This window comes from Streptomyces sp. NPDC048411 (assembly GCF_040704695.1).
GTDB lineage: Bacteria > Actinomycetota > Actinomycetes > Streptomycetales > Streptomycetaceae > Streptomyces.
The window spans coordinates 33,171-45,948 of record NZ_JBEZKL010000021.1 but is presented as its reverse complement, the minus strand read 5'-3'; the positions used below and the strand labels follow the sequence as shown (position 1 = coordinate 45,948).

The 12,778-nt window shown below is 68.7% G+C and carries 11 protein-coding genes; 6 read left to right on the top strand and 5 right to left on the bottom strand.

Going from position 1 to position 12,778, the window contains the following annotated elements:
• Positions 1-13: 13 nt before the first annotated feature.
• From AB0915_RS10865 to AB0915_RS10855, 3 genes are all read right to left on the bottom strand, one after another.
• Complete coding sequence (locus AB0915_RS10865) at positions 14-907, bottom strand: ABC transporter permease (protein WP_366690759.1); 894 nt, start codon at positions 905-907, stop codon at positions 14-16.
• 19 nt (positions 908-926) lie between these two features.
• Complete coding sequence (locus tag AB0915_RS10860; RefSeq protein ID WP_366690790.1) at positions 927-1,901, bottom strand: ABC transporter ATP-binding protein; 975 nt, start codon at positions 1,899-1,901, stop codon at positions 927-929.
• 94 nt (positions 1,902-1,995) lie between these two features.
• Positions 1,996-3,249, bottom strand: coding sequence for an NYN domain-containing protein (locus AB0915_RS10855; RefSeq protein WP_366690758.1), 1,254 nt, complete (start codon positions 3,247-3,249; stop codon positions 1,996-1,998).
• Positions 3,250-3,472: 223 nt separating this feature from the next.
• Here AB0915_RS10855 and AB0915_RS10850 point away from each other — a divergent pair, with 223 nt between their 5' ends.
• Positions 3,473-3,652, top strand: coding sequence for a hypothetical protein (locus AB0915_RS10850; protein WP_366690757.1), 180 nt, complete (start codon positions 3,473-3,475; stop codon positions 3,650-3,652).
• A gap of 88 nt (positions 3,653-3,740) precedes the next feature.
• On the opposite strand, the gene dnaE is transcribed toward AB0915_RS10850, so the two are convergent.
• Entirely contained in the window at positions 3,741-7,277 is a 3,537-nt protein-coding gene (gene dnaE / locus AB0915_RS10845; RefSeq protein WP_366690756.1) for a DNA polymerase III subunit alpha, read from the bottom strand.
• A gap of 169 nt (positions 7,278-7,446) precedes the next feature.
• On the opposite strand from dnaE, the gene AB0915_RS10840 reads away from it, so the two are divergent.
• The 5 genes from AB0915_RS10840 (at position 7,447) to AB0915_RS10820 (ending at position 12,030) form a co-directional block, all read left to right on the top strand.
• Positions 7,447-8,772 carry a DUF2252 domain-containing protein gene (locus AB0915_RS10840; protein ID WP_366690755.1) on the top strand — a complete coding sequence of 442 codons (1,326 nt, stop codon included), beginning with the start codon at positions 7,447-7,449 and terminating at the stop codon, positions 8,770-8,772.
• 134 nt (positions 8,773-8,906) lie between these two features.
• Entirely contained in the window at positions 8,907-9,638 is a 732-nt protein-coding gene (locus AB0915_RS10835; protein ID WP_366690754.1) for a hypothetical protein, read from the top strand.
• Positions 9,639-9,683: 45 nt separating this feature from the next.
• Positions 9,684-10,499 (top strand): DsbA family protein, encoded by an 816-nt coding sequence (locus tag AB0915_RS10830; RefSeq protein WP_366690753.1) that lies wholly within the window; start codon positions 9,684-9,686, stop codon positions 10,497-10,499.
• A 69-nt stretch (positions 10,500-10,568) separates the two neighbouring features.
• The gene (locus AB0915_RS10825; RefSeq protein WP_366690792.1) at positions 10,569-10,760 is read left to right on the top strand and encodes a hypothetical protein; all 192 of its coding nucleotides are present in this window, start codon (positions 10,569-10,571) and stop codon (positions 10,758-10,760) included.
• Positions 10,761-11,046: 286 nt separating this feature from the next.
• Complete coding sequence (locus AB0915_RS10820; RefSeq protein ID WP_366690752.1) at positions 11,047-12,030, top strand: zinc metalloprotease; 984 nt, start codon at positions 11,047-11,049, stop codon at positions 12,028-12,030.
• 58 nt (positions 12,031-12,088) lie between these two features.
• Here the strand turns inward: AB0915_RS10820 and AB0915_RS10815 are convergent, their stop codons facing one another.
• Positions 12,089-12,658, bottom strand: coding sequence for a dienelactone hydrolase family protein (locus tag AB0915_RS10815; protein ID WP_366690751.1), 570 nt, complete (start codon positions 12,656-12,658; stop codon positions 12,089-12,091).
• Between the last annotated feature and the right edge of the window lie 120 nt (positions 12,659-12,778).

Sequence of the window (12,778 nt, the reverse complement as noted above, 5' to 3'; positions counted from 1 at the left end):
CCCGTGCCGCGCCTCACCGGACCGCTGCCCTGCGGTACGCCCAGGTCGCCACGGCCAGTGAGAGGACACCGACGACGGCGCAGACGGCAAGATCGAGGACGACGACCGCCCAGTCGGGATGCGCGTCGAACGACCGCGACAGGGCCTCGACCCCGTACGTCGAGGGCAGCAGATCGCGCGCCCAGCCGATCGGCGCGGGCATCCGGGCGGCCGGCAGCACCCCCAGCAACAGCGCCGCCGACATGCCGAGCTGTCCCAGCAGTGTGGCGAGTTCCTGCCGGGGCGCGAGCAGTCCGAGCGCGGCGCCCAGCCCGGACAGCGCTGCCCCGGCGAGCGGAATGACGGCGACGAGCACCCACAGATGGGCCATCGGCAGCTGGAAGAGCACGCTTCCGGTGACCGCGGTGACGATCGTGCCGGGCACCGTGAAGGAGGCGTACGCCCCCGCCGCACCGAGCACCACCGCGGCGGGCGGTACCGGCAGGGTGGCGTAGTGGTCGAGTCCGCCGCCGGCCCGTAGCTGCCCGAAGTACTGGGCGAGCAGATTGAGCGCGACGAAGGCGACGACGAGAACGCTGGATCCGGCGACGACGGCCCGTGCCTCGGAGCCGCCGTCGACGACCCCGCGCATCAGGATCATGATCCCGACGGACTGGAAGGTCGCCACGAAGAGCAGCGGGATCCGGGCGACTCTGGCCCGGGACAGCTGGGCGCGGTAGACGGCCGCGAGCGAGGGAATCAGCCGGGCCCGCGGTGCCAGCGGCGCGACAGCGCCACCGAGGCGGTCCTCGGTACCGGCCTCGGCGGGAGAACCGCTTCCGGCCGTCGTTCGAGCACCGGCCGCGTCCGCAGGAACAATGCTCGTCACCTGGTGCTGCTCCCGTTCGGTCCCTGCCCGGCCGTACATCCGTACCCGATCACCGCGGTCATGCCTTCACCAGTCCCTGCGTAGCGTCCCCGCCGAGCGCCAGGTAGACGTCCTCCAGACTCGGCGTCGCCAGAGTGAAGTCGTCAAGTGCGGCGAACGCGGCTCCGCCGGTCACCGTGGCGACGGCCGCCCGTGCCTCGTCCGGCCCGAGCCGCAGCACCCAGCGGCGCCCCGACTCCTGCGCGGACTCCCGCAGCGCGGCCACCTCGGGAACGTCCAGCGGCGCGCGGTCGCGCCACACCAGCTCGACCCGGACCTCGCCCGCCACCCGCTCCTTGAGGCCGGTGGGCGTGTCGCAGGCGATGACCTTGCCGCGTTCGAGGACGGCGACCCGGTCGAGGACGGTCTCGGCCTCGATGACGTTGTGGGTGACCAGCAGCACCGTCGTACCGTGCTCGGCACGGCGTCGGTCGACGGCGGCCCAGACGGCGCGCCGGGCGACGGGGTCCATCCCGGTCGTCGGCTCGTCCAGGATGAGGACCGGTCGCTCCCCGACCAGGGTGGCGGCGAAGCAGGCGAGCCGCCGCTGCCCACCGGAGAGCTTCTTCAGGGGGCGCGCCGCGATGTCGGTGAGGCCGAGCTCTTCGAGTACGGCGTCGCGCGCGGCGCGGGCCTCCGGTACCGCGAGTCCGCGCAGCCGCCCGGTGGTCTCGGCGGCGAGCGAAACGGTCAGCTCGTCGAGGGCCGTGGACTCCTGCCCGAGGTAGCCGATCAGCCGGGAGGCCCGCTCGGGGTGGCGCACGAGGTCGTGCCCGAGCATCTCGACGCTGCCGGAGTCGGGCCGCATCAGCCCGGTGAGCTGGCGTACGAGGGTGGACTTGCCCGCGCCGTTGGGCCCGAGAAGTCCGAAGATCTCACCGCGTCGGACGTCGAGGCTGATCCCGTCGGTCGCGCGCACCTCGGGGGTGGCGGGTGTGCCGCGGCGGCCGCGGGCGGCGGGATAGGTCTTGACCAGATCACGCACCGCGCACACGGTCCCGGTCGCCGTCTGCGCCTGTGCTGTGCCCGTACTCACGAGGTACGAGGGTACGGGGTCGAACGCCTCTCATTGCGCCCGGGCTGCCGGACTACTCCACCGCGGGGGCGTGTTCGGCCGCCGCACGTACATCGATCTCGCGCCAGAAACCCGCCCGGATCGCGTATCGGTCGTGTTCGTCGATCTGGTCGTCCTTGTGGGCGAGCAGGCCGAACCGCGCCGCGTACCGCAGCAGCTCGCCGTCGATGCGGTGTGGGATCCGCGGGTACATGGTGGACAGCTTCTGCAGATGGACGGTGTCCGGCAGCCGTTCCATCCAGCGCCGGGCGAAGACCTGACCCACCTCGAACGGGTCGCCGCCGACCGTGGTGATGTCCTCCTCACGGTCCGCCCAGCGCTGCTCGGCGGAGGTGAGCTGGGCGAGAGTGGGCAGCGAGGCCGTCTCGGCGGGTTCGCCGAGTGGTCCGCCGCGCTCCATCCAGCCCTTGTCGGAGGACCAGCGCAGGGTCGCGGTCGCCGGGGGCTGCGCGGCGGCGATCGGGGTGCCGGGGCCGCGCAGGGTGCCCGCCAGATCCTTGGGGGTGGGGACGCCCCTGCCGGCGTGCGCGGCCGGGGCCTGCGCGGTGTCCTCGCCGGTGGCCGCCGCCGCGCCGTCGCGGGCGGCGGCCGCCTGGGCCTCCGAGGCGCGTTCGGCGGAGGCGGCGAGCGCTGCCTCGGGCAGCGGCGCGGAGAGGATCGCGGCGATCTCGGGGCGGGGTGCGGGGGGTGGGGCGCAGCTGCCGCCGTTGTCCTTGGCCCGCACGGCCTGGGTGATCCAGGCCCGGTCGAGCACCCGGCGTTCGTCGGCCTCGGCGACCAGGTCCTCGGACTGGTTGTAGTCGCCGTCGGCGGCCTGCACGGCCCAGAGATGGACAGCCACGCCGTGTTCCTTCGCGGACATCAGTCCGGGCAGCAGATCGCCGTCGCCGGTCACCAGGACGACATCGGAACAGGCGCGGTTCCTGGCCAGTTCGGTGAGTTCGGCGTGCATGGCGGCGTCGACGCCCTTCTGCGCCCAGCGCCCGTCACTGCGTGTGAGCGCGCCGAGCCTTACGGTCACCCTGGGCATGACGCGCAGTCTGCGGTGTTCGGGCTGCGGTACGCGGTCGGGGGCACCGTCGAACCAGTAGATCCGCAGCAGTGGCTGCTCCGTATCGGCTTCGGCTCGCTCGCGCAGGCCCTGAATCAGTGCCGCATGGTCGACGGTGATGCGGGAACGGGCGGGCTCTCCCGCCAGCAGACTCGCGGCTGCGCCCAGCAAGTAGCCGGCGTCCACCAGGACGACGCAACGGTCCACGCGTTCCACCCTCTTCCGGAATTCGGGAATGGGTTCTGCTCAGGGTTTCCTCGAAGTCTGCCCGACGGCGCGAGGGTTGACGGCCGGAACTCGATCATCGGCGTGGCGGAAGCGGAAAACGGCGCATCATACCCCTTCATTACGCACGGTAATGATCCAACATGCGCCGTATATGGCGGTATGTGAATCTGACAGCGGTCCTGGCCCCGAGATTCCGCACAGGAGGAACACCATGGCCAAGAACAAGAACCGCAAGCAGGGCAGCCAGCAGAACCGCACGTCCATACCGGAGCGCGGCGCGGAGGAGACGAAGTCGACGCCTTACGAGTCGCAGTCCCAGTCCCAGTCGCAAGCCCAGGGCAGCCCTGCTGATGTTGCCCGTAAGCATCAGCGGCGCTTCGGCCACAACTGACGGCCGACTCCGGCCCGGCCACAGGCCGGTAGCCGAGAGAGGCGCTCCCTCATCGCGGGGCGCCTCTCTCGTGCGTTGCGGCGGCCGCTCAGCCGGCCAGGCAGGACGGGCCGAGCAACACCTTCAGGTCACCGAAGAGCGCCGGGTCGGGCTGGACCCGGTGCCGGTCGAGCCGGAGGACGGTGGTCTTGCGGGGGCCCTGGAGCTTGATCCGTACCTCGGTGTTGCCCCGGTGGTTGCTGAGCACCTCGCCGAGGCGGGCGACCATCGGCGGGGTGACCCTGACCGTCGGGATGGTGAGTACCACCGGTGCGTTGGTCCCGGTCGACGAGAGGTCGGGGACCTGCATCTCCATGGCGACCAGCCGCGGAATGTCCTCACGCTTGTCGAGCCGTCCCTTGACGAAGACGACGGTGTCCTCGACGAGCTGGGTGGAGACCAGCTGGTACGTGGCCGGGAAGAACATGCACTCGATGGAACCGGCCAGGTCCTCGACGGTGGCGATGGCCCAGGCGTTGCCCTGCTTGGTCATCTTCCGCTGGAGTCCGGAGATGATGCCGCCGATGGTGACGATCGCCCCGTCGGCGTGTTCGCCGCCGGTGAGCTGGGAGATCGCCGCGTCGGACTTGTCGGTCAGCACGTGCTCGATACCGAAGAGCGGGTGGTCGGAGACGTACAGCCCGAGCATTTCGCGCTCCTGGGCCAGCAGGTACGACTTCTCCCACTCGATGTCGGAGAACTCGACGTCGAGCCCGAAGCCCGGCTCGTCGCTGTCCTCCTCGCCGCCGCCGAAGAGGTCGAACTGTCCCTCGGCCTCCTTGCGCTTGACCTGCACCACGTTGTCGATCATCGGCTCGTGGTGGGCGACGAGGCCCTTGCGGGTGTGGCCCATCTCGTCGAAGGCGCCGGCCTTGATCAGTGATTCGACGGTCCGCTTGTTGCAGACCACCGCCTCGACCTTGTCCAGGAAGTCGGGGAAGCTGCTGTACTTTCCCTTCGCCTTGCGGCACCGGATGATCGAGTCGACGACGTTCTGTCCGACGTTACGGATGGCCGTCAGCCCGAAGAGAATGACGTCGTCGCCCTGGGCGGCGAAGTTCGACTCGGACTCGTTGACGTTCGGCGGGAGCACCTTGATGCCCATGCGGCGGCACTCGTTGAGGTAGACCGCGGACTTGTCCTTGTCGTCCTTGACCGAGGTCAGCAGCGCCGCCATGTACTCGGCGGGGTAGTTCGCCTTGAGGTACGCGGTCCAGTACGTGACCAGTCCGTACGCGGAGGAGTGCGCCTTGTTGAACGCGTACCCGGCGAACGGGACCAGTACGTCCCACAGCGCCTGGATCGCCGCGTCGGAGAAGCCGTTCTTCTTGGCGCCCGCCTGGAAGAGCACGAAGTTCTTCGCCAGCTCGTCGGGCTTCTTCTTGCCCATCACGCGGCGCAGGATGTCGGCCTCGCCGAGCGAGTACCCGGCGATGATCTGGGCGGCCTTCTGCACCTGCTCCTGGTAGACGATCAGGCCGTAGGTCAGGCCGAGCGTCTCCTTGAGCGGCTCCTCCAGCTCCGGGTGGATCGGAGTGATCTCCTGGCGGCCGTTCTTGCGCTCGGCGTAGTTCGTGTGCGAGTTCATGCCCATCGGGCCCGGCCGGTACAGGGCCGAGACGGCGGAAATATCCTCGAAGTTGTCGGGCTGCATCTGGCGCAGCAGCGAACGCATCGGACCGCCGTCGAACTGGAAGACGCCGAGCGTGTCACCGCGGCAGAGCAGCTCGTACGTCTTGGGATCGTCCAGCGGAAGGGCGAGCATCTCCAGGTCGATGCCCTTGTTGGCCTTCACCATCTTGATGGCGTCGTCCATGATCGTGAGGTTGCGCAGGCCGAGGAAGTCCATCTTCAGCAGGCCGAGCGACTCGCACTGCGGGTAGTCCCACTGCGTGATGGTGACGCCGTCGGTGTGCCGCACCCAGACCGGGGCGTGGTCGACGATGGGCTCACTGGACATGATCACGCCGGCGGCGTGCACACCCATCTGCCGGACCAGCCCCTCGACGCCCTTGGCGGTGTCGATGACCTTCTTGACGTCCGGCTCGTTCTCGTACATCCCCCGGATCTCGCCCGCCTCGCTGTACCGCGGGTGCTTGGGGTCGGTGATTCCGGAGAGGTCGATGCCCTTGCCGAGGACATCGGCGGGCATGGCCTTGGTGAGCCGGTCGCCCATCGCGTACGGATAGCCGAGGACGCGGGCGGAGTCCTTGATCGCGTTCTTGGCCTTGATCTTGCCGTACGTACCGATCATGGCGACCTTGTCGGCGCCGTACTTCTCCGTCACGTACCTGATCACTTCGACGCGCCGACGCTCGTCGAAGTCGATGTCGACATCGGGCATGGAGACACGCTCGGGGTTGAGGAACCGCTCGAAGATCAGTCCGTGCTCGATCGGGTCGAGGTCGGTGATGCCCATCGCGTACGCGACGATCGAACCGGCCGCGGAGCCACGCCCGGGGCCCACCGCGATGCCGTTGTTCTTGGCCCACATGATGAAGTCGGCGACAACGAGGAAGTACCCCGGGAACCCCATCTGGATGATGACGTCCATCTCGTACTCGGCCTGCTTCTGCCGGTCCTCGGGGACACCGCCGGGGAAGCGCCGGTTCATGCCGGTCCGGACCTCCTCCTGGAACCAGGTGACCTCGGTGAAGCCGTCCGGGATGTCGAACTTCGGCATCAGGTCGCGCTTCTCGAACATCCCGCTGGTGTCGATCTGCTCGGCGACCAGCAGGGTGTTGGCGCACCCCTGCTGCCAGGCGTCGGAGGAGTCGACGGCGTACATCTCGTCCGTCGTCTTGAGGTAGTAGCCCGTGCCGTCGAAACGGAAACGGTCCGGGTCGGAGAGGTTCTTGCCGGTCTGGATGCAGAGCAGCGCGTCGTGCGCGGTGGCCTCGCTGGCGTACGTGTAGTGCGAGTCGTTCGTCACGAGCGGCGGGATGTCGAGCTTCCTGCCGATTTCGAGGAGTCCGTCACGGACCCGGCGCTCGATCTCGATGCCGTGGTCCATCAGCTCCAGGAAGTACTTGCCCTCGCCGAAGATGTCCTTGTAGTCGGAGGCCGCCTGGACCGCCTCGTCGAACTGGCCGAGCCGCAGCCGCGTCTGCACCTCGCCGGACGGACAGCCGGTGGACGCGATCAGCCCCTCGGACCACTGGGCGATGGTCTCCTTGTCCATGCGCGGCCACTTCTGCAGCCAGCCCTCGGCGTACGCGTCCGAGGAGAGCCGGAACAGGTTGTGCAGACCGGTGTTGTTCGCCGCCCAGATCGTCTTGTGGGTGTAGCCACCCGAACCCGAGACGTCGTCGCGCTTCTGGTGGGGCTGGCCCCACTGGATCTTCCGCTTGTGCTTGCGCGACTCCGGGGCGACGTAGGCCTCGATGCCGATGATGGGCGTCACCTCGGCCTTCTTCGCCTGGTGGAAGAAGTCGTACGCCCCGTGCAGGTTGCCGTGGTCCGTCATCGCGATGTGCGACATGCCCATTTCATTGCAGGCAGCGAACATGTCCTTGAGCCGCGCGGCACCGTCCAGCAGCGAGTACTGGGTGTGGACGTGAAGGTGCGTAAAAGGCGGCTTGGTCACGGGTCGGGCCTCCGGGGAAACAAGCAATGACGGACTGGGGCGACAGCGTGGAAGTCTACGTCTCCGGTCCGACAACCGAGGGGCACTCCCGGGTACCGTCGCGCGTTGAGGGGACGGAGACGCCCGCCCCATTTATCCATGCACGCCAGGTACCAGGAGGCACCCAGAAATGTCGGAGGCGCAGACCGGCGCAGCGCAGCGCGGGGAGCAGATTCTCGAGGTTTTCGACACTGCCTTCGGCCAGCTCCTGGCCGCCGATCCGGCTGCCTTCCGGGTCAAGTTCCGCAAGATGGCGGGCTCGGCGTTCGCCTTCTACCGGGGCACGGCATGCCTGTTCTACAACGACCTGGAGCGGGAGCGGCACGGCGGGCCATACCTGGACGACCGAACCGGCCGGGTGTGGATCCACGGCGATCTGCACGCGGAGAACTTCGGCACGTACATGGACGCGAACGGCCGGCTGATCTTCAATGTGAACGACTTCGATGAGGCGTACATCGGCCCGTTCACCTGGGACCTCAAGCGGTTCGCCGCCTCCGTCGCCCTGATCGGGTACGCGAAGGCGCTGGGCGACGACCAGATCAGTGAGCTCGTCCGGATCTACGCGGCGGCCTACCGCGAGCGGATCCACGCGCTCGCAACAGGCGCGAAGAACGACGAGGTGCCCCCGTTCACCCTGGACACCGCCGAGGGGCCGCTGCTGGCCGCGCTGCACGACGCCCGGTCGCTGACCCGGTTCTCGCTGCTCGACTCGATGACGGAGATCCGGGACTTCGAGCGCCGGTTCGCGGACGGCGGCGGCGCGATCGATCTGGACGCGGCAACGCGCTACAAGGTGCTGGCGGCGTTCGACGGCTATCTGGAGACGCTGCCCGAGTCGAGCCTGACCCGCCCCGACTCGTACCGAGTGAAGGACGTCGTCGGCCGTCGCGGCATCGGTATCGGCTCGGCCGGGCTGCCCTCGTACAACATCCTTCTGGAGGGCAACAGCGACGCCCTGGAGAACGATGTGGTGATCTACCTCAAGCAGGCACAGACCCCGGCGGTCTCGCGGCACCTCACCGACGCGGCCGTGCGTGACTACTTCCAGCACGAGGGGCACCGCACGGTCATCTCCCAGCGCGCCCTGCAGGCGCACGCCGACCCGTGGCTGGGGTGGACCGAGCTGGACGGTGCCGGTCAGCTGGTTGCCGAGGTCTCGCCGTACGCGGTGGACCTGGACTGGTCCGACATCGACGAGCCCGACGAAATCGCGGCGGTCGTCGCCGACCTCGGCCGGGCGACGGCGACCATGCACTCCGCCGCGGACGACGAGAGCGGCCACTCGCTGGTGCCGTTCTCCACGGAGCGGGCGATCGACGCGGCGATCGCGGCGGACGAAGAGGGCTTCGCCGGACTGCTGGTGGACTTCGCGCACAGCTACGGGGCTCGGGCGCGGGCCGACCACCAGATCTTCGTGGACCTCTTCCGCAACGGCCGCATCCGGGGGCTGTAGGTCTCCTCGCGGTGCCACAGCTCCTCTCAGGGGCGTGTTTCGAGAGTCCCGCCTGCCATGCTGGGGGACGACGCTCCTTTCGAAACACCCCCTTTAGGCGGCGCTGACAGGTTCACATGGCACACTCTCGGGCGATGGACATATCCGGGACGCAGCTCAGAGTCGTACGCGCGGCGCTCTTCACAGCGCTCGTCGTGACGCTCTCCGCTGCGTCCCATGTGCTGCTCTCCCAGGTCCCACTGCCGCTGACCGTGGTCGGCGGGCTGGCCGGTCTGGTCTTCGCCGTGGCGTACGCGCTGGCAGGGCGGGAGCGCGGTTTCGGCGCGATCGCCGGGCTGCTGGTGCCGCTGGAGCTGGCCGCGGACACGGTCTTCACCACCGGCCAGCACCTCTGTTACGGAGCGGCGGGCGGCCCGATCGCGGGTCCGCTGCGTTCGGTCGGCGTCGATGTCCTGTGCGGCGGCGGCGAGGTCGGTACCGGTGGGGCGCAGCTCGGCGGGGTCGGCGCGGCCGGCACCCCGCTCGCCTCCGTGACCGGTGCCGGACACGGTGTCGCCGCCCTGCTGGCCTCTCCCGGTCCGGCTGTGCCGTGGCTGCTGCTGGCCGCCCATGTGTCGGTCGGTCTGCTGGCCGCGGCGTGGCTGCGGCGCGGCGAGTCCGCGCTCGCCGGTCTGCTGCGGGCTGTCGCCGCCACGGCGTTCCGGCCGCTGCTGATCGCGGTCGCCGTGGCGGGTACGGTCCGCCGCTCCGTACGGCGTGCCGCCCGGCCCGCCCCGTACCGCTCGCACCTGCTCGCGCACGCCCGTCTGCTCGTGCACTCCGTGGGGCGGAGGGGACCGCCGCGCTCGGCCTGCGCCATCGCCTGAGCCCGGACAGTCCCTGACAACCCCACACACCACGGAGAAACAGCCATGAGCAAGCGCAACAGCCAGGCCAACAAGGCAGCCGCCCGTGAGCGGCTGCGCGCGGAGCGCGAGCGCCAGGCCAAGAAGGACAAGATCCGCAAGCAGGTGATCGTCGGCCTCTCGGTGGTCGCCGTGCTGGCGATCGCCGGCGGCGTCAGCTACGCCGTGATGCAGATGAACAAGCCCGGTCACTGGGAGGCGGCCAAGGACGCGAAGAACGTCACGGCGCCCAAGAACACCTCGGGCGACAACGGCACGACCGTCGTCATCGGCAAGCCGACCGCCAAGAAGACCCTCGAACTGTACGAGGACCCGCGCTGCCCGATCTGCGGCCAGTTCGAGCAGACCGTCGGCGAGACGGTCCACAAGGACGTCGACGACGGCAAGTACAAGATCAAGTTCATCGGCGCCACGTTCATCGACAACAGCGACAACGGCGAGGGCTCCAAGAACGCGCTCAGCGCGCTCGGCGCGGCGCTCAATGTCAGCCCGCAGGCGTTCCTCGACTACAAGTACGCGCTCTACTCCGCGAAGTACCACCCGGCGGAGACCGACGACAAGTTCGCCAAGGACTCGTACCTGATCAAGGTCGCGAACACGGTGGCCGAACTGAAGGACAACAAGGCGTTCCAGAAGGACGTCAACGACGGCACGTACGACAACTGGGCGATGAAGATGTCCGCGGCGTTCGACAAGAGCGGCGTGAGGGGCACCCCGACGCTGAAGATGGACGGCAAGACGCTCACCAGCGAGGGCAGCCAGAACGCCCCGATGAGCGTGGCCGACTTCAACACCGCGGTCGACAAGGCACTCAAGGGCTGACAACCGGCAGCGGTTTCCTTGCGGGCGGGCGAACTTCCCTGGTTCGCCCGCCCGTTCGCCTTACCGGTCATGGGCGGGACCGAGAACCACACGCCGGACACCGAGGGCGCCTGGACCGACCGGGTGGCCGGCGCCAAGAAGACGGACTACTACGTGGTCTCCGACAAGACGAAGCGGGACGCGAGCTCCGCCTGGACACGCTCGTACCGGACGCGCAGCGGCACCCAGAAGGTCGAGCGGGTGGACCGCCCGGCGCGCTGAAGCGTCTAGTTTCGGCCACAGCGGGCCATGTTGACGGTGCATTACGTCGCTACGGCGGGTGGCGTGTTCCCTGGATCCAATGGGGACACACCACCCGTCGGGGTAACGCGGGACGTTACGTCCGTGTCTCAAACCCTGGAACGGACAGAATTATTTCTTCCCGTTTCCCCGGTTTGCCCAACGATTGATTGGGCCTGATCAGTGCTCCTCAAGATGTGACATGCGCACGTAATCTCCCGGCGGCGGGTGAGGAAATCCCTCATCCACGCTTCAGCGAGGAGTACTCGTGCGCACTCTTGCCCGTATATCGCCGCGTATACGTCACCGTGCGATCGGCGTCGCCGTCCTGGCCGGAACCCTGGCCCTGGCACCGCTCTCCGCTCCCTCCGGCGCGGCCGCCGCCAAGGTGTCCACCGCCTCCGCCTCGGCGGAGAAGTGCGCGAGTACCGACGCCACCGCGCGCGCGGCCCGTCCTTCGGGCACCAAGCACGCCTCCGACCCCAACGAACTCACCGCGACCCAGGCCAAGGCCATGGACGCGCAGCTCAAGGCGAGACTCGCGGACCGCCGGGTCAGCGGCGCCACGCTCACCGCCGGAGCCACCATCCCGGTCTACTTCCACGTCATCCACTCCGGCACCACCGGCAAGCTCACCTCCGGCGACATCAGCAGCCAGATGAACGTGCTGAACGCGGCATACGGCGGCCAGGGCACCGGCAACACCAGCTCCGGCTTCCAGTTCTCGCTGGCCGGCACCGACTACACCGACAACGCCACCTGGTACAACCTCTCCTCGGGCTCCTCCGCCGAGAAGGACATGAAGACGGCGCTGCGCAAGGGCGGCAAGAACGCGCTCAACGTCTACACCGCCAACCTCGGCGGCGGGCTGCTCGGCTGGGCGACCTTCCCCAGCTCGTACAAATCCAGCCCGAACATGGACGGCGTGGTCATCCTCGACACCTCGCTGCCGGGCGGCTCGGCCACCAACTACAACGAGGGCGACACCGCCACCCACGAGGTCGGCCACTGGATGGGGCTTTACCACACGTTCCAGGGCGGCTGTAACGGCAACGGCGACTACGTCTCCGACACGCCGGCCGAGCAGAGCCCCGCGTTCGCGTGCCCGACCGGACGCGACACCTGCACCAACAAGACCGGGGTCGACCCGATCCACAACTTCATGGACTACACCTACGACTCGTGCATGTACCAGTTCACCGCGGGCCAGGTGCAGCGGATGAGCGACAGCTGGACCGCGTACCGCGCCTGATCCCGGCGTACGGACGAGGGGCCCCGCACACCGTCAGGGTGTGCGGGGCTCCGGCCGTCTACAGAGTGGCGAGGAAGCCGAGGGCGACCTTCCACGTCAGATCGGCCGACGCCGCGTCGTAGTCCGGCAGGTCCGGGTCCGTGAAGAGGTGGCCCGCACCGGGGTACCGGTAGATCTCCACATCGGCGCCGGTTCGCTGCATCTGCAGATACCAGGAGTTCAGCCAGTCGGGCGTCTCGAACGGGTCGGGGTCGGCGACATGGAGCTGCACGGGTAGCTCGTCGACCTCCGCGTTCTCCGCGATGTCCGACGTGCCGTGGAGGAGCAGCAGCCCGCGCGCCTTCTCGTCACCGAGTGCCAGGGTCTGAGCGGTGGCGGCGCCGAAGGAGAAGCCGGCGTAGACGAGACCGCGCTCGGAGTAGGGGGCTGCGGCCAGCACGGCGCGCTTGAGCAACTCGTCCTTGCCCAGCTCGTCCTTGAAGGCCATGCCTTCCTCGACGGTCTCGAACGTGTGCCCGTCGAAGAGATCGGGCACGTGCACCTCGTGCCCCGCGCCGCGCAGCCGGGCGGCGGCCGCGTGCACCGCGGGGCGCAGACCGTACGTCGAGTGGAAAAGCATGATGTTCATGGGAGCAATGGTGCCAGCTACGGTCGACGGCATGGCGAACGACGGGATGGAGAACAAACTGCGTCCGCTGGTCACGGTCGGTGGCGGAGGTGGCGCCCCGGACCGGACGCGGCTGAGGGA